The following is a 24,007-nucleotide window of genomic DNA, read 5'->3' as shown; positions in this document are numbered from 1 at the left end:
GATGGAAGAAAATAAGTGGAACGAACTGAAACAGTTAAATGATACGAAGCAACTCAATCAGCTTACTTCACCGGGAATAAAGATTGGAATATACGGTTCATCCTTTGATCCAATTACTAATGTGCACTTGTGGACCGCATCAACCGTAGCTCATCGTAAAAAGCTAGATTATATTATCTTTCTTCCATCTTCTAATAAACGTACAGATAAACGCTTGCAAATAACCGATGAACATCGCGTTGCCATGATTCAAAAAGCTATTTCAACTAATCCTAAATTTTTATTAGATACTCATGAATTAAATGTATTGCCAGGTTATCATTACACATACTACACAATGGATTATTTCAAAAAGCTTTTGCCAAAAGCAAATCTCTATTTCATCATGGGTGCAGACTTACTGGTTGATATTGCGGATGGTAAATGGAAAATGTCAGAAGAACTTGTCAGCGAAAATCAGTTTATTGTCATGGCTCGAAATGGCATTGACATGTTACAAGCAATTAGCCGCTCACCACTTTTACGAAATTATGATGATGGTCGCTTTCAGCTCTTAGATAAAGGATTAGCTATGGAAATTAGCTCTACTTATATCAGAGAGGAATTCGCCAGAGGTGGAGAACCTCGCTATTTACTACCAGACGCATGCTATGACTATATTAAGAATCATCATTTATATAAAAGATAAAGTGAGAAATTGAAAGGAGCTTATTATGACAATTCAACAGCAAATTATGAAAGAGTTAAACGTTTCTCCAACAATCACTTCATCAGAAGAGGTTCGTAAACGCGTTGATTTTTTAAAAACATATGTAAAAACAGCTCACGCGAAGGGACTTGTGTTAGGGATTAGTGGAGGTCAAGACTCAAGCTTAGCAGGAAGGCTTGCTCAGCTTGCAGTTGAAGAACTTCGTAAAGAAGGTTATGAAGCAAAATTCATCGCGGTTCGTTTGCCGTATGGAGTTCAAAAAGACGAAGACGATGCGCAAGCGTCATTGGATTTTATTAAGCCTGATGAAACGATTACATTTAACATTGAAAAAACAGTTACGTCATTTTCTCAAACTTTTAATGAAGCAGTCGGTCATGAATTGGGAGACTTTCATAAAGGAAATGTGAAAGCACGTGTTCGTATGATTGCGCAGTACGCAATTGGCGGGGAACATGGACTATTGGTAATAGGTACAGATCATGCTGCTGAAGCAGTCACAGGATTTTTCACGAAGTATGGAGACGGTGGAGCAGACGTCCTACCGTTATCTGGATTAACAAAGCGCCAAGGAAAAGAATTACTAAAAGAACTAGGTGCAGATAAGCGCTTATATGAAAAGGTTCCAACTGCAGACTTATTGGATAACAAGCCAGGCCAAGCAGACGAAACGGAATTAGGCATTAAATATGATGAGCTGGATGATTATTTAGAAGGAAAAGAAGTGACGCCAGAAGTAGCTGAAAAGATTGAGAAGCGCTATCGAATGACTGAGCATAAGCGCCAGCTTCCGGCAACTATGTTTGATACGTGGTGGAAATAACAGAAATAACAGAAATAACAGAAATAGCAAAAGGAGCTCTAGTTGTAGAGCTCCTTTTTTAGGGTTATTCTTGCACGGCTTCAAGTAATAAATCCACGAGATGAACAGCTCTTACTTTCGAGGATAATCCTTCCCTTTCAATTCCTAACTTCATTTGAAGAAGGCAGCCTGGATTAGCTGTCACAATCGTTGTAGCTTGTGTAGCCACAGCATTTTTCATTTTTGTATCGAGGATTTGCATGGACATTTCAGATTCAACGATGTTATAGATACCAGCTGATCCGCAGCAGCTATCTGCATTTTTCATTTCCCTATATTCTACGTTAGCAATGGCTTTTAAAAGCTTTCTAGGTTCACTTGATGTTTTCATGACGTTGCGCAAGTGACAAGAATCTTGATACGTAATCACTTGTTGAGGCAGTGAAAGTTTCATGTTGAAAAATTCAAGATCGACAAGAATACTGCTTATATCCTTCAGCTTTTTAGAGAACGCTTGAGCGCGCTCAGCCCAGTTAACATCATCTTTTAACAGGTGATCATAATCGATTAAAAAAGCACCACAGCCTCCTGCATTTGTGATAATATAATCTATTTTTAAATCTTCAAAGGCTTGAATATTGCGCTTCGCAAGCTGTTTCGCTCCGTCTTTTTCACCACTGTGACCATGTAAAGCCCCGCAGCAAGCTTGATTTTTAGGAATCACAATTTCACAACCCGCAAGCTGAAGTAGCTTCATTGTAGCATCATTTGTTTTCATAAACATGGTATCCATCAAGCAACCAGAAAAAAAGGCCACTCGTTTTTTTGTTTCAACTTTTGAAAGCAAATGGGTAGGTCGATTTTTCATTTCCTTTAAAGGAGGAACAGTTGGTAATACTGTTTCCATTAACGCTAGGTTGTCTGGAAGAAGCTTTAGTATTCCGGTAGAGCGAACAATTCGTTGAAGGCCAGAACGCTGATAAAAGCTAAGTAACCCTGTCGCGTTTTGCATGCGGTTTTGATGAGGAAACAGGCCTTCAAATACCACTTTTCGAATCGTTTTTACAGGAATAGAGTGCTTTTTATTTTGATTGATAATATCTCTTGCTTCTTCAAGTAAATGTCCATAGTTGACTCCAGAAGGACATACAGGCTCACAGGCTCTACAGCCAAGGCACATGTTTAACGATTTTTCTACCTCTTCATCAGGCTCAATAACACCGTCAACTACGGCTTTCATGAGCGCAATTCTTCCTCTTGGAGAATGCGATTCTTGAAAGCCTGATTCAATATAAGTAGGGCAGGTTGGTAAGCAAAAACCACAGCGCATGCAGTTTAATAGTTCATCTTCATTCATTTGTTCTTTAAATTGCTTTTGGATTTTCTCACGTTCTTTAACTGTTGTCATGTTGTAATCACCACTCGTTTTCGGGAATCTTTAGCAAAAACTTTCCCTGGGTTGAGAATGTTATTTGGATCTAGGGAACTCTTAATGGCTTGCATTGCAGCAATTCCTTCTTTGCCCACTTTAAGCTCAAGATAAGGAGCTTTCATGACGCCAACTCCGTGTTCACCTGTAATTGTGCCTCCGAGCTCAATCGCTTTAATAAATATCTCTTCAAAGGCCTTTTCAACACGCTCAATTTCTTCATGGTTTCGTACATCTGTTAAACATGTTGGATGAAGGTTACCGTCTCCAGCATGACCGAATGTACAAACTGTTAAGTTATATTTTTTAGCAATTTCATTAGTGGCCACAACCATCTTTGCAATTTCAGATCTTGGAACCGTTGCGTCTTCTAAAATAGTCGTTGGCTTTAAACGCGCTAAAGCTGATAGGGCAGACCTTCTTGCTGTGCGAAGATCATCAGCTTCTTTTTCTGAATCAGCTACCTTTACCGATACAGCATGCTCTCTTTCACAAATGGCAGCCATCTTCAGCATGTCTCGCTTCACAATGTCAATTGGTCCATCTTGTTCAATTAATAAAACAGCTTTTACATCTGTAGGAAGCCCAATTTTAGCAAAATCCTCTACGACTTTTAATGTTGGTTGATCTAAAAATTCAAGCGTAGTCGGAATAATTTTATTCGCAATAATCGTTGACACCGATTTTGCTGCGGCTTCAAGGTCTTGATAAAGAGCAAGCATCGTCATTTTTGATTCAGGCATTGGTATTAGTTTTAAGATTGCTTTTGTAATGATTCCAAGAGTTCCTTCAGAACCGACAAACAAGCGTGTTAAATCGTAGCCAGCTACGTCTTTTGCGAGCTTTCCTCCCGTCTTAATCACGTCTCCATTTGCGAGTACAACCTCAAGCCCTAACACATAGTCGCGCGTAACGCCATATTTAAGACCGCGAAGCCCCCCTGAGTTTTCGTTGATATTTCCCCCGATTGTAGAAATTTTCATCGAGCTCGGATCTGGAGGATAAAACAGACCTCTTTCTTCTACTTGGTGGATGAAATCTAAGGTAATGACGCCTGGTTCAACTGTAGCAGTTAGGTTTTCTTCATCAATTTCTAACACTTGATTTAGATGTTTAAACAAAAGAACGATACCACCTTCAGTTGGACAGGTTCCTGCGCATAAGTTTGTGCCCGACCCTCTAGGTACAATCGGAATTTTATATTCATTACATAGTTTTACAATAGCTGCTACTTCTTCAGTGTTATTGGGCGCAATAACGGCATCAGGCAGTGATTGGAATTGAGGTGTAGCATCGTAGGAGTAAACGAATCGACCGGCTTTTGAGTCATCATAATTATGGGCGCCGACAATGTCTTCAAAGGATTTCTTGAGTTCAATAGGTATCATGGTTATAGCTCCTTTTAAGTAAACGAATTCTTACTTTTATAATAAGAAATAGAAGAAGGATTAACTATGGTTAATCCTCTAAAGTGTAGCAGTTATTTATGCGGTATCGTTGGTTATTCATCTAAAAACAAAAAAGCGAGGTGAAAAATGAGCAAGTCCTCGGTATGGCGAAGGTTTAGTCCAGTTAATTCTTCGACTCGCTTTATTCGATAGTGTAGCGTGTTGATATGAATGTGCAGTGCATCTGCCGTAGCTTTGAAGGATTGATTTTGCCTTAAAAACGTTTTAACAGTTTTTATTAATTCTTGATCATTCATAACCTGGGAAACGGTTCTGCGAATAAATTCAACCTTTGTTTCTTTTTTTATATCTTTTAACAACATTTCAAGACGAAGGTCATCATCAAATATAATAGCTCCGGATTTTTTTGCAGTACTCAAAGCTCGTTCCGCTTCGTGAAAAGATTGATGAACCATTCTAGGAGAAGCAGGTTGTCCAATTCCAATTGAAGCGTTTACTTGATATCGAGTTTTGAAATGGCGGCTAATTTGCTTAGCAAAGTGAAGCGTACGTTCCTTTGTCTTTTGGTCAGCTTGTAAAATAATAAAGCGGTCGTTTCCCCAGCGAACAAACACATCTTTGTTGTCCTGACTAAAGTTCTCCATAAGATCTTTTAACATTTTGTTATTCATTACGTCTGAACAGTGACCGATTAAAACTTGTCGTTCAATTGAAAGATCGATACCAATCAATTCCGCTTGGTGGATAAATTCTTCACTCCAATCGGATTTTTGGACCCAATCGAATACAAACGCTTCAAGTGCTCGCGCTTGCCATTCAAGCTGCTCGGAATAGTAGCGTTCATTCATCATTAGTTCAGTCATTCTTTTTAAAATTTCGGCGTAAGCGGATACGCGTTCTGGGTTACCGGTAATACCAATTACACCAGCAATTTGATTTTGAAAAAGGATTGGAAGATTAATTCCCGCTTTGACGCCTTTTAAAGGAGCTTGATTTTCTTGAGTAATAATGAACTTTTGCTTTTTTTGCGTGCAAATGAGAGCTCCTTCATGAAATGTATTTACTCGGTTTTTATCCGTGCTGGCGATGATCATGCCAGACGTATCGGCTACAATTAAATCTTCATGAATTAGATGATTGATTTCTGAAATGATGCTATCTGCTAAAGATGCTATCATCATACATGTTCCCCCGTTCTGTTTCTATCACTAGTGTAGCATAGTGGGAGTGAAGAGCTAGTAGTGAAAAGCATAGGCTTTAAATAGAAAGATAAGGAAGTAAGTCGTCTGGATTCTAACAAGAATACTTCACCTTTCTCATAATCTTGAAAACAAGAGGGGGCTAAAAGAGCCCTCTCTTGTTTTCATTGAGCCGTATATCCCCCGTCAATAACGACAGCTTGACCGGTCACGCCTTTTGCTGCATCACTTGCTAGAAAGAGGGCGTAATCGGCAATTTCACTTACATCTAATAAACGTTTCTGAGGGACGAGTGGATAAATTACTTCTTCAAGTACTTTCTCGAGCTCAACGTTTCTCGTACGAGCTAAGTCTTGTAATTGGTTACGGACAAGAGGCGTATCTACGTAGCCAGGGCAAATAGCGTTAACGGTTACTCCATGTTCAGCACCTTCTAGCGCCGCTACTTTTGTTAAGCCGATGACTCCGTGTTTTGCACTGTTATAAGCTGCTTTTCCTGCAAAGCCAATCAAGCCATTTATGGATGCCATATTGATAATGCGACCAAATTTTTGCTGCTTCATAAGAGGAAAGACGTGCTTTGTAGCAACAAAAGGTGCAGTCAGCATAATCTTTAATAAAAGTTCAAATTTTTCAGTTGGAAACTCTTCGAGTGGGGAGACAAACTGCATGCCCGCATTGTTAATTAATACGTCAACTTTTCCGTATTTTGCAGAAGCAGCGTTAATCATCGATTTAATATCATCTTCATTTGTGACGTCTGCTTTTACACCGTAGACGTCATATCCCTTTGAAGAGAGTTCTTGCTCTGCTTTTTTAACACCTTCTTCATTTAAATCAGTCAAGACAACCTTTGCATCATGTTCAGCAAAACGCTCGCCGATTTGAAAGCCAATTCCTTGAGCAGCCCCTGTAATTAATACAACTTTATTTTTAACCATTGTTCATTCCTCCCACACGCTTTATATAAAACGCTTACTTTTCCATTTTATCAAAATAGTAGGTTGATATAAATATAATTGCTTTTCAAAAAAGGAAATTTTCTTTGGTTGAAGAATATAATACAAGTTCATAGAAAGTTTATACAGGAACGAGAAGGTAATAGAAAGAAGGTTTTATATGCAAGCAGCAGTAAAGTTACAAACGAAACAAGAACAAACTATTTATCGTATTTTATTTGCTATCAGCTTAGGTCACTTTTTAAACGACTGCATGCAATCAGTTGTTCCAGCGCTTTTTCCCATTCTAGAGCAATCAATGAATTTAAATTATACGCAAATTGGTTGGATTGCATTTGCGCTGAATATGACATCCTCTATCATGCAGCCGGTATTTGGTATCTTCGCAGATAAGCGGCCACTCCCATTTTTATTACCAATTGCAATGTGTTTAAGTTTAGTCGGCATTATTGGCTTAGCGCTAGCACCTAACTTTTATTTTGTTCTAGCGTCCGTGCTGTTTATTGGATTAGGATCAGCCATTTTTCATCCGGAAGGGTCACGTGTTGCCTATATGGCTGCTGGACAGAAAAGGGGGTTAGCTCAGTCAATCTATCAAGTAGGAGGTAATACGGGGCAGTCGATGGCGCCTTTATTTACTGCTTTTATCTTTATTAGCTTAGGTCAGTTTGGTGCAATGTGGTTTACACTCTTGGCAGCGGTTGGTATTGTAACTCTTTACTATGTATCAACGTGGTACAAGCAAGAGCTGATTGTTCGAAAACAGTTGCAAAAAAAGCGATCAGTAAATGAAATGAAAGTGACAAGCAAATTAGTATTCGCTGTTGCTTTATTAATTTTTTTAGTTTTTGCTCGTTCGTGGTATGGAGCTGGGATTTTGAATTACTTCCAATTTTATTTAATTGAAGCATACGGAGTCACAATAAAACATGCACAAATCTATGTCTTTTTATTTATGATTGCAGGAGTCTTTGGCACTTTTTTTGGGGGACCTTTAGCAGATCGTTTCGGAAAACGAAACGTTTTGTTGGTATCCATGCTTGGGTCAGCACCATTTGCACTTATGCTACCGCACGTAATGCTTGGTGCAGCAGCCCTGTTGTTAGTGATTATTGGTTTTATTCTTCAATCTAGTTTCAGCGTTACGGTAGTTTACGCTCAAGAATTATTACCTGGAAAAATCGGCCTTGTTTCAGGGCTTATCGTGGGCTTGGCGTTCGGGATGGGAGCGCTGGGAGCCGTTATATTTGGAAAGTTAGCGGATATATATAGCCTAAAATTTATTATGCTGTTTTGTAGTATCCTTCCTCTAATTGGAATTCTAACGTGGTTATTGCCAAGTGACAAGCAAGTAAAAGAGATGAATAACGAATTATAAAAGCCGTCAGCATTATGCTGTCGGCTTCTTATCATTCACAAATTTAAGAAAAACAAATCCAGAAGGATAAATTTTTGAATCAATTAACGAAAGTGGCGTGTCAGCTACGTTTCCTTGAAAGAGAGGAATGCCACTTCCTAGCAATATAGGCTTTTGAAAGATCCAATACTCATCAATTAAGTTTTCATTTAAAAACAGTGCATTTAGTGACCCGCCCCCTACAAGAAAGATGTTTTTCCCTTCCAGCTTCTTTAATTCGGTGACTTTGTCGTGAACTTCTGTAGGTGAGATGAACGTTACATCTTCAGATTTGCCGCCCTTTTTTGTTGTCACTACAAATACTTCCTTTCCCTTATAAGGAAACTCGCCGAACGTTAATACTTGTTCGTACGTGTGGCGACCCATAAATACGGTATCAATGCTTTCATCAAATTCATTATATCCATAATCTTCGTTTGTTTCATTCTCCACTAGCCAATCAATTTTTCCGTTTTCACGTGCAATAAATCCATCAATTGTAGTTGCAATATATAAAATTACTTTTCTTGTCATGCCATGTTCCTCCTTAGCAAATCGCTATTATATTTTACCCGCTTCGTGTATGATAATAACATTTAAATGCGTCAAAAACTGTCATAGATAGGTGAATATTATGAAAACAAAAAAGTTATTTGAACTGATGTTTTATATTAATGCGAAGCGCTATTTTACTGCTAGAGAAGTTGCAGAAGAGTTTGATATGTCTGTGCGTACTGTTCAGCGCTACTTATTGGATTTACAGGAGCTAGGGGTTCCTTTATATGCTGAAAAAGGAAAATATGGCGGCTATCGTGTTTTGAACAATCGCGTATTGCCTCCTTTATTCTTTTCTGAGGAAGAAGGAAAAATGATGTATTTTTTACTTGAAATGATCACTCATTATCCTACAATCCCGTTTCAAGTAGATACTCAGAGGGTAAAAACAAAGTTTTATACTCATTTACCTGCAGATGTAAGAAATCAGCTAGAACAGATAAAAGATTTTGTTGTATTTTTAACGCCAAATCGTTCAGAGGAAGCCCCCCTTTTAAAAGACTTATTGCTATCAGCAATGAAGCATAAAAAAGTAGTGATTCAGTATGAAAGTAAAAAAGGGATAAAGGGGCATATTGTTAAACCAATTGGTATTTATGCGCATGAAGGTCTATGGTACTTTCCGGCATATAGCTATAAAAAAGAAAAAATCCTGCTTTTTCGTGCAGATAGGGTAAAAAAAATAGAGAACTTAGGTGAAGATTTTACGGAATCGCTAACGTTAAAGAAATGGTTAGCTCAAGACTGTGTTCCCACAAAGGCTCTATTGTTGCATATTGAAATAACAAAAGAAGGCGTGCGGTTAGCAAGTGCAAATCCTAGCTTAGGACCTCATATAACCATAAATAACGATGGAACGGGAACAATAAAATCAGTAATTGGTCGAGATGACCTTGATTTTACGGCAAATATATTGCTGAATTTAGGACGTTATGCAGAAGTAATTGAACCAAAAGAATTACGGGAGTCATTAAAAAAGAAAGCAACTGAAATTGTAAATATGTATACATAAATGACTAAGCAAAATAACGGACGAGCAAGCCTCTTTCTTTTAAAATAAAAGCAAAGGAAGTGATATCAATTATGATTTTAAGCGTATTAGATCAGTCTCCAATATCAAGCGGCCAAACAGCAAAAGATGCGCTTGCTCAGACGGTACAGCTAGCAAAGTGGACAGAAAGACTAGGATATCATCGCTTTTGGGTAGCTGAACATCATAATACAAATGGGTTAGCAGGCTCTTCGCCACTTTTATTAATGACTCATTTGGCATCTCAAACAAGTTCGATTCGAATTGGCTCTGGAGGCGTGCTTCTCCCTCAATACAGCCCATATAAAGTGACTGAAGACGTACAGTTATTAGAGAATTTGTTTCCAGGGCGAATTGACTTGGGGTTAGGTCGATCTCCAGGAGGCGATGCACTAACGAGGTTAGCATTAACAGATGGAGTACGAAAAAGTCTGAATGAATTTCCACGTCAAATTCAAGCGCTACAGGGACATTTGCTGCAAAACCTTCCTGAAAATCACCCTTATTACGGGGTAACAGCTTATCCCAAAAGTGATACTAAGCCTGAGATGTGGCAGCTAGGCATTAACAAACGAGGTGCGCGAGCAGCTGGGGAACTTGGCGTTTCCTTTACGTTTGGTCACTTTATTTCTCCTATTGGAGGAAAAGAAGCCCTGAAACACTATCGACAAGAATACGTTCCATCAGACTATCAGCAAGTGCCTCACACGAACGTTTGCGTATTTGTGGTGTGTGCTGATACAGACGAAGAAGCGGAGCAACATGCCAAAACGCTTGATGATTGGTTGCTCAAAGTAGAAAAAGGAAAAGATACAAAGGTTTCTTCTATTAATGAAGTCAACCAGCGCGTGTATTCTGAATATGAGAAACAAAAAATAAAGAAAAATAGGAGTCGAATGATTGTAGGATCTACAGAAACTGTTCATGCTAAATTGTTACGCTTACAAAATGAATATAATAACGATGAATTCTTAATCATTACTAACATTCACGATTTCCAGGCGAAGCTACATTCTTATGAGCTCATTAGCAAGATGTTTCAATAACATAATTACAGCCTAGAACGTTCATACTATACTACTGACTAGTAGGTAGGAGTGATTATATGAATTTAGAAGATATTGATCTGTCTAAAAAGATTTCATCTAAAAAAGAATATAAAAAAAAGCTAAAATCTTTGCAGCTACGCTTATTGCGGTTAGAACACATTATCTATATGGAAAAGGTACCTATTATATTTGCGTTTGAAGGGTGGGATGCGGCAGGGAAAGGGGGAGCTATTAAGCGTATTACACAAAAGTTGGACCCCCGAGGCTTTCACGTGTATCCGATTAGTGCACCAACTGATGATGAACGTAGGTATCACTATCTTCATCGCTTTTGGACAAGATTGCCGCCCGCTGGGCAAATAGCTTTATTTGATCGTTCTTGGTATGGACGCGTACTCGTCGAGCGCGTTGAAAATTTAATTTCAACAAGTGAGTGGGGAAGGGCGTACGAAGAGATTAATCAGTTTGAGCGTACGTTAACGGATAACGGCTATATTGTAGCAAAGTTTTGGTTCCACATTAGTAAGGATGAGCAGCTCAAGCGCTTTAAAGAAAGGGAAGCGGATCCTTTTAAACGCTGGAAGTTAACAGAAGAAGATTGGCGTAATCGAAAAAAGTGGGACGAGTATGAAGAAGCGGTAGAGCATATGTTTAAATATACGAATACGAATCAAGCTCCGTGGTTTGTTATTGCAGGTAACGATAAGCAATATGCGCGAGTCAAAACCTTAAGCGTGATGATTTCTTACTTTGAACAAAAATTGATGGAGCGTGGAATTCAAGTATAGTAAAAAGGTGACGAATATTCGTCACCTTTTTATGATTAAGCGTACATACCTTTAACTTGTTTTTGTAAGTCTGTGTTTGTTAGGTATTCATCATATGTTGTTTGCTTATCAACCACTCCGTTTGGCGTGATTTCAATAATGCGATTCGCAATTGTTTCAACGAACTGATGGTCATGAGATGTGAAAATCATTGCACCTTTATAGCTCATTAATCCGTTATTTAATGCCGTAATCGATTCTAAGTCTAAGTGGTTGGTAGGATCGTCTAAAAGAAGAACGTTTGAACCACTTAGCATCATTTTAGAAAGCATACAGCGAACCTTTTCGCCTCCAGATAATACATTGGCTTTCTTTAGTACTTCTTCACCAGAGAATAACATTCTTCCTAGGAATCCACGAAGGAAGCTTTCGCTTTCATCTTGTGGTGAGTATTGGCGTAACCACTCAACTAAGTTTAAGTCGCTATTCTCAAAGTACTCAGAGTTATCTTTCGGGAAGAACGATTGAGATGTTGTTACACCCCATTTAAATGTACCGCTATCTGCTTCCATTTCACCCATTAGAATCTTCATAAGCGTTGAGTTTGCAATTTCGTTACGGCCAACTAACGCAATTTTATCTTCTCGATTCATTGTAAAACTTACGTTATCTAGTACCTTAACACCATCAATGATTTTGGTTAAACCTTCAACTCGCAGTACGTCGTTTCCAATTTCACGCTCTGGCGTAAAGTTTACGTATGGGTAACGACGAGAAGATGGACGGATATCATCTAACGTAATTTTATCAAGTAATTTTTTACGAGATGTTGCCTGCTTTGATTTTGATGCATTGGCGCTAAAACGAGCGACAAACGCCTGAAGTTCTTTAATTTTTTCTTCTTTTTTCTTATTAGCATCAGATGCCATTTTTTGAGCAAGCTGGCTAGATTCATACCAGAAGTCGTAGTTACCAACGTAAACTTGAATTTTACCAAAATCTAAATCCGCAATGTGCGTACACACTTTGTTCAAGAAGTGACGGTCATGGGATACAACGATTACTGTGTTTTCAAAGTTAATTAAAAACTCTTCTAACCACTGAATTGCCTGAATATCTAAGTTATTGGTCGGCTCATCTAGTAGTAAAACGTCAGGTTTGCCAAATAAAGCTTGAGCAAGTAATACTTTTACTTTTTCACTACCTGTCAGCTCAGCCATTTTTTTATCGTGAAGATCTTCAGAAACGCCTAAACCTTTTAAAAGAATCGCTGCTTCAGATTCAGCTTCCCAACCGTTAAGTTCAGCAAATTCACCTTCAAGCTCAGCTGCTTTCATTCCATCTTCATCAGTGAAGTCAGCTTTCATATAAATAGCATCCTTCTCTTGCATCACTTCATATAAGCGAGCGTGACCCATAATAACGGTTTTTAATACTTCATATTCTTCGTATTCGAAATGGTTTTGTTTTAAGAACGCTAGGCGTTCGCCAGGTCCCATATGTACATCACCAGTTTGTGACTCAAGTTCACCAGATAAGATTTTCAAAAATGTTGACTTTCCAGCACCGTTCGCTCCAATCAATCCGTAGCAGTTACCAGGCGTAAACTTAATGTTTACATCTTCAAATAACTTACGGTCTGCAAAACGTAGGCTTACATTACTAACTGTAATCATGTATGAGCAATCCTCCAAATTCAATATCTATCAAATTATATCATTCTTTCTTTACAAGAGCGATATCAATAGCAATAAATTGAACATAAAGTGTACATGAACCAAGGAATAACGTCAAGGAGGCTCAGCTTTTACTCTATTTCTGGCAGGAGCCGAATGTCTTACGCTCCATTCCACAAGTTTTTTAACTTGTTTTGGGAACGAACAAAAAATATCCGAACGATTGCAGGTTAGCGATCGTTCGGATATCTCATTAACTAAAATACTTATGAATCAGCCTTATTCAAAGATATAAGCCAGTGCACGAATTGCTTGGTCTGGTGTTTCAACGACAACTTGTGCTTTGTTTGAAAGTTCTTTTAAAGGATGGTGCAGTTTTTCTGGACGTACAAGGATAAGGGGCTTGTTAAATGCAACGGCTGTAGCCGCGTCCATTGCGCTATTCCACTGTTTGTATTTTTCACCGAAAAGCGCAATGACTACGTCGGATTTCTTAAGCAGTACTTCTGTGCGCAAGTTGTTAAAAGCTGAAGCGGCTTCATCTTTTAAAATAGCTGAGTCTTGTTTACCTAAAATGACTTCGCCGATATTATCCGAGCGATCATGGTCCGTCATCGGTCCTACAAACGTAATTGGAAGCTTTAAGTCCTCCGCTTGCTTTTTGATATCGTCTCTCCAATTATCATGAATTTGTCCTGCTAAATAAACGACTAATTCCATAACGGCATCCCCTTTATAAAAAAATATATATACGTATAGCTTACCAAAAAAATGAAAAATAAACGAATGGTTTGTTTTAATCTAGACAAATACCTCAAAACAAGGAAAAATAAAAGACGGATTACATAGAAGAGAGGATGAACATTATGTCAGAGAGAGAGGTACTACAGGTTCATAACGTCACGAAAAAGATTGGCAATAAAATTATTTTGGATAACGTATCATTGTCTGTGCGAAAAGGAGAAATCTTTGGGTTACTAGGTCCAAACGGTTCGGGTAAAACTACGCTTATTCGAGCAGTTGTAGGTTTAGTAAGTTCAACAGGAGACGTTACCATTAACAATCATGACCAGCGCAAACAATTTAATGAAGCTGTCAAATCAATTGGTGCAATCATTGAAAACCCGGAGTTTTATGGATATTTGACAGGTTATCAAAATTTAAAGCATTTTGCACGAATGCACGGTGTGTCTGCAAATCGAATCGATGAAGTGGTCGAGCTAACAAGGTTAGAAAAAAGCATTCACCAACCGGTAAAGACTTATTCACTCGGAATGCGTCAGCGCCTCGGAGTTGCACAAGCTATTCTACATAAACCGTCACTACTGCTACTAGATGAGCCTACTAACGGCTTGGATCCAGCAGGAATGATTGAATTTAAAACATATTTAAAGCGGTTGTGCAAAGAAGAAGGAATTTCAATTCTTATTGCTAGCCATTTGTTGAAAGAAGTGGAAGCCTTGTGTGATCGCGTAGGGATTATTCAAGACGGCAGACTGCTATCTGTTCAAGAATTAGCTAAGCGTAATACAGAAGAGAACCTAACGATTGTATTTGCAGTTGATGCTGTAGAAAAAGCAGAAAATCTGCTATCAAATCAAGGCTACACTTGTGCAATAAAAGAAAAGCAGTTTTCTGTACAAGCTCAACCGAAAGAGGCTGCTGCTATTAATAAACTTCTAGTGGAAGAAGGCATTGAAGTATACCAAATTACTCCAATTTATGAATCGCTAGAACAATCGTTTATGTCTGTTACGGGAGGAGATTTCAATGCTTAATTTAATACAAAATGAACATATGAAGTGGTTTATGAAAAAAAGCACGAAAGTCGTATTTCTGGCAATCGCTGTCTTAACGCTTGGAATGGCTCTTATAATGAGAGCTATTACAACAAATGCTGGAATTACAGAAACGTTGCCAGGCTTTGTTGCTTTCACTTCAAACTTTTTAATTATTGTCCAATTTTTTGCTGTAGCCGCTGCTGGATCGATTGTTGCATCTGAATTTGAAAAAGGAACGATTAAACTTCTATTAATTCGTCCTAAGAGTCGCTCAACTATTCTTTTATCCAAATACCTGACTAGCATTTTTATTAGCTTGTACTATTTGGCTGCCTTCTTTTTATTTTCAATCATTTGGGGGATTATTTTCTTTTCAGGAGGAGCTTTTAATGGTCAAGAAGGACAAGGTATCTGGATTGCATATGGTGTTTCATATCTTGAAACCTTTATGATGGTTGCTTTTGCGTTTATGCTATCGTCGGTATTCAGAAATAGTGCATTAGCAGTTGGTCTTGGCATTGTTGTTGGAGTAGGAGCAAAAATGCTTGCTGGAATTTTATCTGAGTTTCAAGTACAGTGGGGAATTATTTTACTGTTTGCTAACACCAACCTTAGTCAATATATGGATGGAAATCAAACGTATTTCCCTGGGATGACCCTACCGTTTTCTCTATTGATTATTATAGCTCATCTACTCTTCTTTGTTGGAACGGCTTGGCTGTTTTTCTTAAAGCGAGACGTAGCGAATTGATATTTGAATTTTCTTTCTTTTTGTTTTTCTACAATAGTGTTTGACAAGGAAAGTAAAAGATATTAAAGTAGTTAAGAGTTAATTTTGAATAATAAATTTAAAAAATATTATACTTCTTATCAAGAGAGACGGAGGGACTGGCCCGATGATGTCTCGGCAACTGACTCACAGAGTGCGGTGCCAAATCCAGCAAACAATTTTGTTTGAAAGATGAGAAGAGCGTATTCTTATAAAGAATTATAAGAGGGCCTCTTCTTGATGAAGAGGTCTTTTATTTATGCAAAGAGGTGTAAACATGGGAAAACAAAAAGAAAACGGTTGGGCACTGCTGCCGCTAGGAGTATTTCTAGCTTTGTTTGTAGGCTCGGGGATTATTACAGGTGATTTTTATAAGCTTCCTGTACTTGTAGCAATTATTGTAGCGGCTATCGTTGCCTTATCGATGAACCGGAAAGAAACGCTAAATGCGAAGGTTGAGCGTTTTGCTAAAGGCGCAGGTCATCCGGACTTGATGATTATGGTCTTTATCTTTATTCTGGCGGGCGCTTTTTCAGAAGTAGCAAGCGGCATGGGAGCGGTTGATTCAACGGTTAACCTTGCTTTATCTGTTTTGCCACAAAGCTTGCTTGTTGTTGGATTATTCTTTATCGGTGCTTTTATCTCACTTGCGATGGGTACTTCTACTGGTACCATTGCGGCTCTAACACCAATTGCAGTTGGAGTAAGTGCTGAAACGGATATTTCTGCAGCACTAGCCGTAGCAGCCGTTATCGGCGGTGCAATGTTTGGAGATAATTTATCCATTATTTCTGATACAACAATTGCTGCGGTTCGTACGCAAAAAACAAAAATGAACGATAAATTTAAAGTGAATTTTCTAATTGTATTACCAGCAGCAATTATTACAATGGTTCTTTTATTAGTAATGACGCTTGGAAATAATTCTAATGTAGATGTTGAAAGTTTTAGCTTTGTAAAAATGCTTCCTTATATAGGAGTGCTGGTTGCAGCATTGCTTGGATTAAATGTGTTAGCAATTTTAACAGGGGGTATTGTTGTAGCTGGAATTATTGGATTGGCAGACGGAAGCTATACGCTAGCAACCTTTGCAAAAGCTATTACAACAGGAATTGGCGGTATGGCTGAACTCATTATTCTCAGCATCTTAATTGGTGGAGTCGTTGAACTTATTAAGTATAATGGAGGGATCCATTTCTTGCTTGGGCTATTAACACGTAATATTAAAACAAGAAAAGGCGCAGAGTTTAGTATTGCTGGATTAGTAAGCGCGACAAATCTTTCGACAGCTAATAACACAATTTCAATTATTACGGTCGGGTCTTTAGCAAAAGAGATTGCAGATGAATACGAAATCGATAACCGTAAGTCAGCAAGTATACTTGACTTATTTTCATGTAGCGTGCAGGGACTTGTTCCATATGGAGCGCAAATGCTAATTGCATCAGAATTTGCAAAAGTATCCTCAGTTGAACTAATGCCATTCGCATTTTATCCAATCTTAACAGCGATATTTGGAATTTTAGCGATTGTCTTTAATTATCCAAAGCTTACTCATAAACAACCTGCTAAAAAACAAATAGCTTAATTTCATCATTTCATTAGGTGACATCAACCGGAAAGAAGGGTTGATGTCATCTTTTTTTAGAGTTAAAATGTTAGAATATTGAAAAAGAGGTGAAAGGATGATTTGTTTTAGGAATCGAGTGTTTCGCTCTGTACAGAATACGGATAACGGTGAAGTATCTTCTCATACGACCTTTCGCTATGAGCAAGAAGGCAGAATTATTCACGCAACGTATGAAGGTGGAGACGTTTTATACGGGACGTTAGTTGGGACTATAGACGAAAAGAGCTGTCTTACATTCCGCTATCAGCATGTTAACATAGCTTATGAAATTCGCGGAGGCACATGCTTTTCTACACCGGAGGTTTTGCCAGACGGAAGGATTTGCCTACATGAAGAGTGGCAATGGTTAGATATAGATCAGACAAAAGGTCGATCAATCACTGAAGAGGTTGTACATAAATAATTAGAAAAAGCGATAGGTTTCTATCGCTTTTTTGAATCGTAAAAATCATAAAAATCTTCGAATTCAACCTCCTTCCATAAATCTGGTTTTTGCTTTAAAGCTACCATAGCTAGTAAAAGTTCAACTCCGCATAAAACAAATAAAATAACCAATCCAAGCATCATTTATGACCACCTTTCGTTATAATAAAAACAGCATAAATGATGAAACGCGTTTCAGAACAAGAGCAAAAGGAGAGAAAAATGGTAAATATTCGAGATATTGCAAAGAAAGCTGGGGTATCCGTTTCTACCGTATCGCGAGTTTTGAACAATCACCCTTATGTAAGCGAAGAGAAGCGAGAGCGTGTACAAGCAGTCGTGGATGAGCTCAACTATGAGCAAAATAGCAATGCGGTTACTTTATCAAAAGGAAAGACTAATCGGATTGCAGTTGTTCTTCCATTTATTAATCACCCATACTTTAGCGTCATACTTGAAGGGGTTTCAAAGCAAGCACTTAGCGCTCACTGTCAGCTTGTATTGTGCCAAACAGCTTACGATGTAAAGAAGGAAATTGAAGCACTTCATATGTTGAAAACCAAGCAGGTAGATGGTGTCATCATTTGCTCTAGAGCAAATGATTGGAGTGTTCTTAGCGAGTATCAATCGTATGGCCCTGTTGTTGTATGCGAAGACGGAAAAGCTAAAAAGGTGTCGTCCGTGTACGTTAATCATTACGCAGCTTTTGAAAAAGCCCTATCTTACCTGCATGAGCACGGACATCAGAAAATTGGTTACTGCGTAGGCAGGATGAGTGGTACAAACAGTGAACAGCGAGCTAATGCTTACGGTGATTTTATGAAGAGGTTGCAAGAACCGATACGAGAAGAGTGGGTATTCACAGATTGCTTATACATAACAGATGGAGATATGATTGTAGATCGTTTGCTTGCAATGGACGACCGGCCAACAGGATTGCTTGTTACCAATGATCAGCTTGCAGTAGGAGTTATAACTCGCTGTAAGAAAGAAGGTTTATCAGTGCCCAAAGACATTGCGATTATTGGGTTTGATAATCATCCGTTAACAGCTTATTTAGACATTACTACTATTCAGCTACCACTTTTTGAAATGGGGGAGCATTTATTTAAACTTGTGCTTGATAAAAGTCTTCAATACATTGAACTTCCTTTTAAGCTTATTGAACGTCAGACAGTGTAAAAAAGCACCATTATAAAGTCACTATGTGCGGACACTATAGAAATAAAGCTGAAATAGAGAAGGTGACATAATGAAAAAAGAATATCATGTTGGGGACCAAGTTTTTGTGATCTATCGAAATCCTCATACGGCAAACGTAGCCAATATTACGCAGGGAGAAGTAGTTCAGCATCCTGAAAATAACAGCGACGTTGCGCTGCTTTTACATGAGTCGTATCACTTATTATCAGATGATGATGCGATATACACAAGCTATGAAGAAGCAGAACGAGCATATAACGAACTATTTGATTACGGACCGTACGAAGGCTAAAAAAGGGCGCTGTTTAAACAGCGCCCTTTTTTAGCCTACATTTAACAAGCATATGCCATTCCTTTTTTCGAACACTAAATGTCATGAAGTGAAAAGTAAAGGGAAGTGATGAATGTGATAAAACCGTTTGTACCGCAATTAGTATATATTGAGCCACGTGCTTTAGAATATCCGCTAGGCGTAGAGCTAAAAGATAAATTTGAAAAAATGGGCATTGAAATTCGCGAAACAACGTCTCATAACCAGGTTCGAAATATTCCTGGAGACAATCACCTGCAAAAGTATCGCAATGCAAAATCAACGCTTGTTGTGGGTGTGCGTAAAACGCTAAATTTTGATACGTCCAAGCCTTCGGCAGAATACGCAATTCCTTTTGCAACAGGGTGTATGGGACACTGTCACTATTGTTATTTACAAACGACGATGGGAAGTAAGCCGTACATCAGAACGTATGTAAATGTAGAAGAAATTCTAGATAGAGCTGAGCAATACATGAAAGAACGAGCACCACAAATTACGCGTTTTGAGGCTGCGTGTACGTCTGACATTGTAGGTATTGATCACTTAACTCATACGCTCAAGCATGCCATTGAATATTTTGGAGAAAGCGATTTAGGACAACTTCGCTTTGTGACAAAATTTCATCATGTAGATCACCTTCTTGATGCTAAACATAACGGTAAAACGCGCTTTCGTTTCAGCGTGAATGCTGATTATGTTATTAAATATTTTGAACCTGGAACGTCACCGTTAGATTACCGAATTGAAGCAGCGAACAAAGTGGCAAAAGCGGGGTATCCTCTGGGGTTTATCGTAGCACCTATCTATATCCATGAGGGATGGAGAGATGGGTATCGCGAGCTATTTGAAAAGCTGGATGCTTCCATTCCACAGGAATCGCGTGATGATATTACATTTGAAATGATTCAGCATCGATTTACAAAACCAGCCAAACGTGTCATTGAAAAGAACTATCCAAAGTCTAAGCTACAAATGAATGAAGAAGAGCGTCGCTATAAGTGGGGACGCTATTGTTAAATTGAAAAGAGATATCCTAAAAAACACTAAAATGATATAATTTGGTAATTGATAAAGCTATAGGGAGAGATGTTATGGATCATAAAAGAATAGAGAACCTAGAAAAAAAGATTACGGTATTAGAGGAGGAAGTAAAGGAGTTAAAGCAACTACTTACTAATCAATATGGGAGCAAAACAGAATTTACAGTGCAGGCAAAGAAACCTTCAAATCATGAAGAAGCGGTTTCTCATCAGCCGATGAAGCCAACTGAAGTTTATGAACAACAAGTGAAAAAATCAACGAATTGGGAAGAACAGCTTTTTCAAATATGGTTGCCCCGCATTTTTATTTTTGTTTTTATAATTGGTGTTCTTTGGGGATTTAAAGCTGCTTCTGACTACGGGGTAATGAGTGAAGGTGTCAAGGTTACGCTAGGATATATTGTAAGCGCCGCATTTGTAGGTGTTGGCCATTTGCAAATTGTAAAAAAACGCTCTGTATTAGGGCAAGTGCTCCTTGGTGGGGCCGTTCCAATCCTAATGCTAACAACGTTTGCAGCGCATAGTTTATATGGAATGATTGGGCCTTCGTTTGCATTTATGTTAAACGCGCTGTGGGTTGTAGCAGGGCTTGGCATGACTGTTTATTATCGTTCACAAGCGCTTGGGATCATTAGCATAATTGGCGGGGTGCTTGTACCGTTCTTAATAGAAAGTAACTCACCCAATCAACTTGTGTTTATTAGCTACGAAACGCTCTTATACCTCGCTTTTGCGTTCATTGCGTGGAGATTGAATTATCATGTGTTATATGGGTTAGCGGCAATACTCTTGAATGTAGTGTTGTTAGTATATGGTTGGTTTGTAGAGTTTACATCCCTTCTAGGAGCAGCTCTTCTTATTCAACATGTCTGTTTACTTTTACTGTCAGCCGTTCGCAAGGGGAATGAGTTTATTTATGCCTCAACTACTTTGGCAAGCTTATTTATCGTTTATGGCTGGATAAGTAGTACGATGGAAAAAACAACTGTTACCATTATAATTGCTGTACTTATTGTAGTATATGCCCTATGTATTAAGGTATATAAAACAGAAAAGGTGAAATTTGACTTTTTTATGAGCTATTTAGTCATTGGCATTGCGTTTTTGATTAATCAGCTTCTTAATAAAGAAGATGCACTGTTGCTTTATATTATTCAAGGAGCTGTTACTTGTTATTTAGCACATAAATATAACAATCCAATTCAGAAATTTGTGGGATATGCAATTTACACAATCAGCGCAGTTGCTGTTATGGCGATACCAATTGAGGCGGTATTTTCACAACCGACATTAAATTGGCTTGGTTTTTTAGGCACAATGCTTTTTTTAGTGTTTATTCAAAATAATTCAATGAAAAAATCAACCTTGTTTGTAGCAAGTACCAGTATTTTATTTACCATTTTAACCTTAAGTTTTGTCACGCAGGAAGTTCAACTTTTCACAGAAGCGTTATCGACCAATACTCAAACATTAGCTCTGACATTTTCGTGGATTTTACTAGCTATCATTGGTTTATCTATTGGTATAGTAAAATCATTCAAAGCGGGTACTTATATTGGAATTAGCTTATTGTTTCTTACTTTAATTAAGCTTGTTCTTTATGATTTACCGTTCATTCCTTTAGCCATCCGAGCTGTTTTATTCATTGCGTTAGGTGGAATTGGTCTTATCGTATCCAGAATTTTGCATAAAAAAATGACTTAACTTTATATTTGATATATACCCTTAGATTCTATTTTAATTTTATGTCATACTGTAATTATAAGGAAAAAAGAGGTGCGTGTAGGTATGTTAACTGCAATTATAGTAACGTTTTCAACTTTATCGTTAGCTTGGATTGTTGGACGAAAAGAAAAGATAGAACAATGACTTGTAAAAGGAGCATCTCATATCTCGTTAAGATATGAGATGCTCCTTTTGGTGTAACGGTAGCAACCATGATCTATCCTAGTATTGTGAAAGCCTTTCATGACAGGGATATTGCATTATTCAAGAAAAGCATGGAGAAAGGGCTAGTATATATGTTTCTTCTGTTAGCTCCAGCAATAGTAGGTATATGTTATTTAATTTCTGAGCTTGTAAAAGTCATCTATACAAATTTTAGCGATTCTGACGCAGCCTTAACCTCTATCTTTGCTATTTTCTGTTTTATTAAATGTGGGATTCAACTTTATCCTTGTTAAGACACTATTAAACTCTTAGAATAGAAAATAATTCTTTTTTAAACAAAAATAAACAATTTATTTAACATTATACAATTTTATGTTATTATTTTACTTGTTAAAAAAAGGGATGTAACATAATATGAAAAAAGTTAAACTAATTTTAACAACTCTCTTTGTAGCAGCAATATTTTTACTTCAGCCATATTCTATTAATTTTAAGGCTTTTAGTCAAAATGATGCATCAGCTAACACAGAGAACTCAAAAAACAATTCGGAAGACTGTTTACCATGTCAAAACCCTAATAATAAGGGAACAGCAGCAAAAGACTTCAAGGATACTAAAATCCTAAATAAAATTAAACATGACGTGAAAGATTGGAAATCACACGGATTATCTATTTACGGAGTCAATGATTTTGCATGGAATGAAACTGTTATGTCTGATTATGAAAATGCTCCATCCGTAATCTTTGTTCCTTTGAAATCAAACTCGAATTACGGTGATAAAAAGCAGTATATGGTAGTAGGATATAATAAAGAGTCTAAAGAATTACATAAACCTACATTCTTAGATATCGAAAAGACAAAAAGCAAAGATTTTGATTTTACTGTTGGTACAATTGATGGTACAGATGTAGTAAACGTTGAAGTTGATGCAGAAACTCAACAAGCAAAAAAAGTAAATTTTTTAGATAACGATACTGCATTTATCAAACAAGACACAGCTGCAGCCGGATATTGGCAAGATGTTCAAAAATGTTTAAAGAGCCGTTATAAACAAATGCCAAGTTGGGCTCAAAAAGTATGTGAAGCAGCAGGTGGTGGATGCTTATTCGCAAGTCCATATGCATGTGGTGCATGTTTAGGATGTTTAGGTGGTTATGCAGCAGGATGTTCATTAAATCCCTAATCTCCAATAATAAGAAAGGGTGATTTATATGGCTTTTACAAATAAAAAAGCAATGTATAATATTGTTATTATTTGCGCAGCTCTAATTGGATATTTAGTAACCTATTCTAAACCTTATTCAGACTTCTTTTTATATGTAGTCGTAATAGGAACAGCATTTACAATACCTTACTTCATTTCAAGTGAAAATAAAAAAATGAAGTATACATTTGTTACTCTAGCATTTTTAATAGGTTTCTTTATTGTTTTGATCACTTCGTTAAATATGTAAAACAAAAAGAGTGTCTTAAACCTTACAAGGTTTTTTAGACACTCTTTTTGTTTTATGTTTGTTCGGTTATGAAAATCCTCTGCTTTGCTAGTATTGAGTATATATATGCAGGAATTATACATATCCCATCTCTAAGTATTATTAAATAATCAATTGTCTCAGCATCGTTTGTACCAAGGCAACCACAGCCATAGGGCATATAAGATCCATAGTGAATAATTAAAAGTAGAATAAAAGAGAAAATTAAAATTTTATATGTGAAAAGCATATAGTTCCTCAAAGGCCTATGCCATATTAATAATCCAATCAAAACCTCTAATATAGGAACAATATAACCAATTATCACATGTAATTGATTCGGTATGTATTTATAATATGACAATGTATTAATAAATTGAAAAACATCCACGAATTTTGTAATTCCAGAATATAACATGATACACTAGTGTTGCATAAATTTTATTTGAATTTTCAGTTTTATATCTTTCCTAATGAAGAGCCAAAAAAGTGAATATCCAAACA

General features: G+C 37.5%; 24 protein-coding genes, 2 pseudogenes and 1 riboswitch. Of the genes and pseudogenes, 17 read left to right on the top strand and 9 right to left on the bottom strand.

Annotated elements, in window-relative coordinates; all coding sequences use genetic code 11:
• The first annotated feature begins 1 nt into the window (after position 1).
• The gene (nadD, locus tag AC1UFB_RS03125; RefSeq protein WP_076513184.1) at positions 2-688 is read left to right on the top strand and encodes a nicotinate (nicotinamide) nucleotide adenylyltransferase; all 687 of its coding nucleotides are present in this window, start codon (positions 2-4) and stop codon (positions 686-688) included.
• A gap of 25 nt (positions 689-713) precedes the next feature.
• Positions 714-1,532, top strand: a complete 819-nt coding sequence (gene nadE, locus AC1UFB_RS03120) for an ammonia-dependent NAD(+) synthetase (RefSeq protein ID WP_328101192.1) — start codon at positions 714-716, stop codon at positions 1,530-1,532.
• A gap of 64 nt (positions 1,533-1,596) precedes the next feature.
• Here the strand turns inward: nadE and AC1UFB_RS03115 are convergent, their stop codons facing one another.
• From AC1UFB_RS03115 to AC1UFB_RS03100, 4 genes are all read right to left on the bottom strand, one after another.
• Positions 1,597-2,919, bottom strand: coding sequence for a (Fe-S)-binding protein (locus AC1UFB_RS03115; RefSeq protein WP_025910487.1), 1,323 nt, complete (start codon positions 2,917-2,919; stop codon positions 1,597-1,599).
• The gene (gene glcD, locus AC1UFB_RS03110) at positions 2,916-4,328 is read right to left on the bottom strand and encodes a glycolate oxidase subunit GlcD (RefSeq protein WP_328101191.1); all 1,413 of its coding nucleotides are present in this window, start codon (positions 4,326-4,328) and stop codon (positions 2,916-2,918) included. Before glcD ends, AC1UFB_RS03115 begins: the two co-directional genes overlap by 4 nt.
• Before the next feature lie 113 nt (positions 4,329-4,441).
• Positions 4,442-5,530 carry a CdaR family transcriptional regulator gene (locus tag AC1UFB_RS03105; protein WP_328101190.1) on the bottom strand — a complete coding sequence of 363 codons (1,089 nt, stop codon included), beginning with the start codon at positions 5,528-5,530 and terminating at the stop codon, positions 4,442-4,444.
• Positions 5,531-5,712: 182 nt separating this feature from the next.
• Positions 5,713-6,489: a 3-hydroxybutyrate dehydrogenase gene (locus AC1UFB_RS03100; RefSeq protein ID WP_025910483.1), complete on the bottom strand. Its 777-nt coding sequence runs from the start codon at positions 6,487-6,489 to the stop codon at positions 5,713-5,715.
• A 178-nt stretch (positions 6,490-6,667) separates the two neighbouring features.
• On the opposite strand from AC1UFB_RS03100, the gene AC1UFB_RS03095 reads away from it, so the two are divergent.
• Positions 6,668-7,885, top strand: a complete 1,218-nt coding sequence (locus AC1UFB_RS03095) for an MFS transporter (RefSeq protein WP_078989820.1) — start codon at positions 6,668-6,670, stop codon at positions 7,883-7,885.
• Between the two features lie 12 nt (positions 7,886-7,897).
• On the opposite strand, the gene AC1UFB_RS03090 is transcribed toward AC1UFB_RS03095, so the two are convergent.
• On the bottom strand, positions 7,898-8,437 hold the full coding sequence (locus AC1UFB_RS03090; protein ID WP_061785249.1) for a dihydrofolate reductase family protein: 540 nt from the start codon (positions 8,435-8,437) through the stop codon (positions 7,898-7,900).
• Between the two features lie 100 nt (positions 8,438-8,537).
• Between AC1UFB_RS03090 and AC1UFB_RS03085 the strand changes: the two genes are divergently transcribed.
• The 3 genes from AC1UFB_RS03085 to AC1UFB_RS03075 all read left to right on the top strand — a co-directional run bounded on the left by AC1UFB_RS03085 (position 8,538) and on the right by AC1UFB_RS03075 (position 11,325).
• Positions 8,538-9,470 carry a helix-turn-helix transcriptional regulator gene (locus AC1UFB_RS03085; RefSeq protein WP_328101189.1) on the top strand — a complete coding sequence of 311 codons (933 nt, stop codon included), beginning with the start codon at positions 8,538-8,540 and terminating at the stop codon, positions 9,468-9,470.
• Between the two features lie 68 nt (positions 9,471-9,538).
• Positions 9,539-10,534: an LLM class flavin-dependent oxidoreductase gene (locus AC1UFB_RS03080; RefSeq protein ID WP_482588532.1), complete on the top strand. Its 996-nt coding sequence runs from the start codon at positions 9,539-9,541 to the stop codon at positions 10,532-10,534.
• Between the two features lie 59 nt (positions 10,535-10,593).
• Entirely contained in the window at positions 10,594-11,325 is a 732-nt protein-coding gene (locus AC1UFB_RS03075) for a polyphosphate kinase 2 family protein (protein ID WP_328101711.1), read from the top strand.
• Positions 11,326-11,360: 35 nt separating this feature from the next.
• Here AC1UFB_RS03075 and AC1UFB_RS03070 read toward each other — a convergent pair whose 3' ends face one another.
• Entirely contained in the window at positions 11,361-12,980 is a 1,620-nt protein-coding gene (locus AC1UFB_RS03070; RefSeq protein ID WP_025910477.1) for an ABC-F family ATP-binding cassette domain-containing protein, read from the bottom strand.
• 279 nt (positions 12,981-13,259) lie between these two features.
• On the bottom strand, positions 13,260-13,700 hold the full coding sequence (locus AC1UFB_RS03065; protein ID WP_025910476.1) for a YtoQ family protein: 441 nt from the start codon (positions 13,698-13,700) through the stop codon (positions 13,260-13,262).
• Between the two features lie 146 nt (positions 13,701-13,846).
• Here AC1UFB_RS03065 and AC1UFB_RS03060 point away from each other — a divergent pair, with 146 nt between their 5' ends.
• From AC1UFB_RS03060 to AC1UFB_RS03045, 4 genes are all read left to right on the top strand, one after another.
• Complete coding sequence (locus AC1UFB_RS03060) at positions 13,847-14,758, top strand: ABC transporter ATP-binding protein (protein ID WP_100347673.1); 912 nt, start codon at positions 13,847-13,849, stop codon at positions 14,756-14,758.
• On the top strand, positions 14,751-15,512 hold the full coding sequence (locus AC1UFB_RS03055) for an ABC transporter permease (RefSeq protein ID WP_062686455.1): 762 nt from the start codon (positions 14,751-14,753) through the stop codon (positions 15,510-15,512). Before AC1UFB_RS03060 ends, AC1UFB_RS03055 begins: the two co-directional genes overlap by 8 nt.
• Positions 15,513-15,625: 113 nt before the next feature.
• A riboswitch (SAM riboswitch) is annotated at positions 15,626-15,729 on the top strand.
• 78 nt (positions 15,730-15,807) lie between these two features.
• The gene (locus AC1UFB_RS03050) at positions 15,808-17,118 is read left to right on the top strand and encodes a Na+/H+ antiporter NhaC family protein (protein WP_482588489.1); all 1,311 of its coding nucleotides are present in this window, start codon (positions 15,808-15,810) and stop codon (positions 17,116-17,118) included.
• A gap of 97 nt (positions 17,119-17,215) precedes the next feature.
• Positions 17,216-17,563, top strand: a complete 348-nt coding sequence (locus AC1UFB_RS03045; RefSeq protein ID WP_198511894.1) for an avidin-fold protein — start codon at positions 17,216-17,218, stop codon at positions 17,561-17,563.
• A gap of 20 nt (positions 17,564-17,583) precedes the next feature.
• Here the strand turns inward: AC1UFB_RS03045 and AC1UFB_RS03040 are convergent, their stop codons facing one another.
• Positions 17,584-17,727: a hypothetical protein gene (locus AC1UFB_RS03040; protein ID WP_153301172.1), complete on the bottom strand. Its 144-nt coding sequence runs from the start codon at positions 17,725-17,727 to the stop codon at positions 17,584-17,586.
• 78 nt (positions 17,728-17,805) lie between these two features.
• On the opposite strand from AC1UFB_RS03040, the gene AC1UFB_RS03035 reads away from it, so the two are divergent.
• From AC1UFB_RS03035 to AC1UFB_RS03005, 7 genes and pseudogenes are all read left to right on the top strand, one after another.
• Positions 17,806-18,765 carry a LacI family DNA-binding transcriptional regulator gene (locus AC1UFB_RS03035; RefSeq protein ID WP_100347675.1) on the top strand — a complete coding sequence of 320 codons (960 nt, stop codon included), beginning with the start codon at positions 17,806-17,808 and terminating at the stop codon, positions 18,763-18,765.
• Between the two features lie 70 nt (positions 18,766-18,835).
• Positions 18,836-19,078 carry a transcriptional regulator SplA domain-containing protein gene (locus AC1UFB_RS03030; RefSeq protein WP_025910468.1) on the top strand — a complete coding sequence of 81 codons (243 nt, stop codon included), beginning with the start codon at positions 18,836-18,838 and terminating at the stop codon, positions 19,076-19,078.
• A gap of 114 nt (positions 19,079-19,192) precedes the next feature.
• A pseudogene (gene splB, locus AC1UFB_RS03025) lies at positions 19,193-20,110 on the top strand (spore photoproduct lyase); the annotation flags it as partial.
• A gap of 80 nt (positions 20,111-20,190) precedes the next feature.
• Positions 20,191-21,843, top strand: a complete 1,653-nt coding sequence (locus AC1UFB_RS03020; RefSeq protein WP_482588486.1) for a DUF2339 domain-containing protein — start codon at positions 20,191-20,193, stop codon at positions 21,841-21,843.
• 224 nt (positions 21,844-22,067) lie between these two features.
• Positions 22,068-22,322, top strand: a pseudogene (locus tag AC1UFB_RS03015) (hypothetical protein); the annotation flags it as partial.
• A gap of 121 nt (positions 22,323-22,443) precedes the next feature.
• Positions 22,444-23,214 (top strand): hypothetical protein, encoded by a 771-nt coding sequence (locus tag AC1UFB_RS03010; RefSeq protein WP_100347679.1) that lies wholly within the window; start codon positions 22,444-22,446, stop codon positions 23,212-23,214.
• A 28-nt stretch (positions 23,215-23,242) separates the two neighbouring features.
• Positions 23,243-23,485 (top strand): hypothetical protein, encoded by a 243-nt coding sequence (locus AC1UFB_RS03005; RefSeq protein WP_100347680.1) that lies wholly within the window; start codon positions 23,243-23,245, stop codon positions 23,483-23,485.
• Between the two features lie 52 nt (positions 23,486-23,537).
• Here AC1UFB_RS03005 and AC1UFB_RS03000 read toward each other — a convergent pair whose 3' ends face one another.
• Positions 23,538-23,921, bottom strand: coding sequence for a MauE/DoxX family redox-associated membrane protein (locus AC1UFB_RS03000; protein ID WP_412760532.1), 384 nt, complete (start codon positions 23,919-23,921; stop codon positions 23,538-23,540).
• Positions 23,922-24,007 lie beyond the last annotated feature (86 nt).

The organism is Priestia sp. KCTC 13724 (genome assembly GCF_056820425.1).
This window is presented reverse-complemented; position numbering and strand designations above follow the sequence as displayed.

Coding starts and splice junctions, on each gene's coding strand:
- AC1UFB_RS03060 (WP_100347673.1), top strand. CDS start 13,847: ATGTCAGAGAGAGAGGTACTACAGGTTCATAACGTCACGAAAAAGATT.
- AC1UFB_RS03005 (WP_100347680.1), top strand. CDS start 23,243: ATGGCTTTTACAAATAAAAAAGCAATGTATAATATTGTTATTATTTGC.
- AC1UFB_RS03115 (WP_025910487.1), bottom strand. CDS start 2,919: ATGACAACAGTTAAAGAACGTGAGAAAATCCAAAAGCAATTTAAAGAA.
- AC1UFB_RS03035 (WP_100347675.1), top strand. CDS start 17,806: ATGGTAAATATTCGAGATATTGCAAAGAAAGCTGGGGTATCCGTTTCT.
- AC1UFB_RS03010 (WP_100347679.1), top strand. CDS start 22,444: ATGAAAAAAGTTAAACTAATTTTAACAACTCTCTTTGTAGCAGCAATA.
- AC1UFB_RS03065 (WP_025910476.1), bottom strand. CDS start 13,700: ATGGAATTAGTCGTTTATTTAGCAGGACAAATTCATGATAATTGGAGA.
- nadE (WP_328101192.1), top strand. CDS start 714: ATGACAATTCAACAGCAAATTATGAAAGAGTTAAACGTTTCTCCAACA.
- AC1UFB_RS03050 (WP_482588489.1), top strand. CDS start 15,808: ATGGGAAAACAAAAAGAAAACGGTTGGGCACTGCTGCCGCTAGGAGTA.
- AC1UFB_RS03075 (WP_328101711.1), top strand. CDS start 10,594: ATGAATTTAGAAGATATTGATCTGTCTAAAAAGATTTCATCTAAAAAA.
- AC1UFB_RS03045 (WP_198511894.1), top strand. CDS start 17,216: ATGATTTGTTTTAGGAATCGAGTGTTTCGCTCTGTACAGAATACGGAT.
- AC1UFB_RS03000 (WP_412760532.1), bottom strand. CDS start 23,921: ATGTTATATTCTGGAATTACAAAATTCGTGGATGTTTTTCAATTTATT.
- AC1UFB_RS03105 (WP_328101190.1), bottom strand. CDS start 5,530: ATGATGATAGCATCTTTAGCAGATAGCATCATTTCAGAAATCAATCAT.
- AC1UFB_RS03085 (WP_328101189.1), top strand. CDS start 8,538: ATGAAAACAAAAAAGTTATTTGAACTGATGTTTTATATTAATGCGAAG.
- AC1UFB_RS03040 (WP_153301172.1), bottom strand. CDS start 17,727: ATGATGCTTGGATTGGTTATTTTATTTGTTTTATGCGGAGTTGAACTT.
- AC1UFB_RS03095 (WP_078989820.1), top strand. CDS start 6,668: ATGCAAGCAGCAGTAAAGTTACAAACGAAACAAGAACAAACTATTTAT.
- AC1UFB_RS03020 (WP_482588486.1), top strand. CDS start 20,191: ATGGATCATAAAAGAATAGAGAACCTAGAAAAAAAGATTACGGTATTA.
- AC1UFB_RS03090 (WP_061785249.1), bottom strand. CDS start 8,437: ATGACAAGAAAAGTAATTTTATATATTGCAACTACAATTGATGGATTT.
- AC1UFB_RS03055 (WP_062686455.1), top strand. CDS start 14,751: ATGCTTAATTTAATACAAAATGAACATATGAAGTGGTTTATGAAAAAA.
- AC1UFB_RS03100 (WP_025910483.1), bottom strand. CDS start 6,489: ATGGTTAAAAATAAAGTTGTATTAATTACAGGGGCTGCTCAAGGAATT.
- nadD (WP_076513184.1), top strand. CDS start 2: ATGGAAGAAAATAAGTGGAACGAACTGAAACAGTTAAATGATACGAAG.
- AC1UFB_RS03030 (WP_025910468.1), top strand. CDS start 18,836: ATGAAAAAAGAATATCATGTTGGGGACCAAGTTTTTGTGATCTATCGA.
- AC1UFB_RS03070 (WP_025910477.1), bottom strand. CDS start 12,980: ATGATTACAGTTAGTAATGTAAGCCTACGTTTTGCAGACCGTAAGTTA.
- glcD (WP_328101191.1), bottom strand. CDS start 4,328: ATGATACCTATTGAACTCAAGAAATCCTTTGAAGACATTGTCGGCGCC.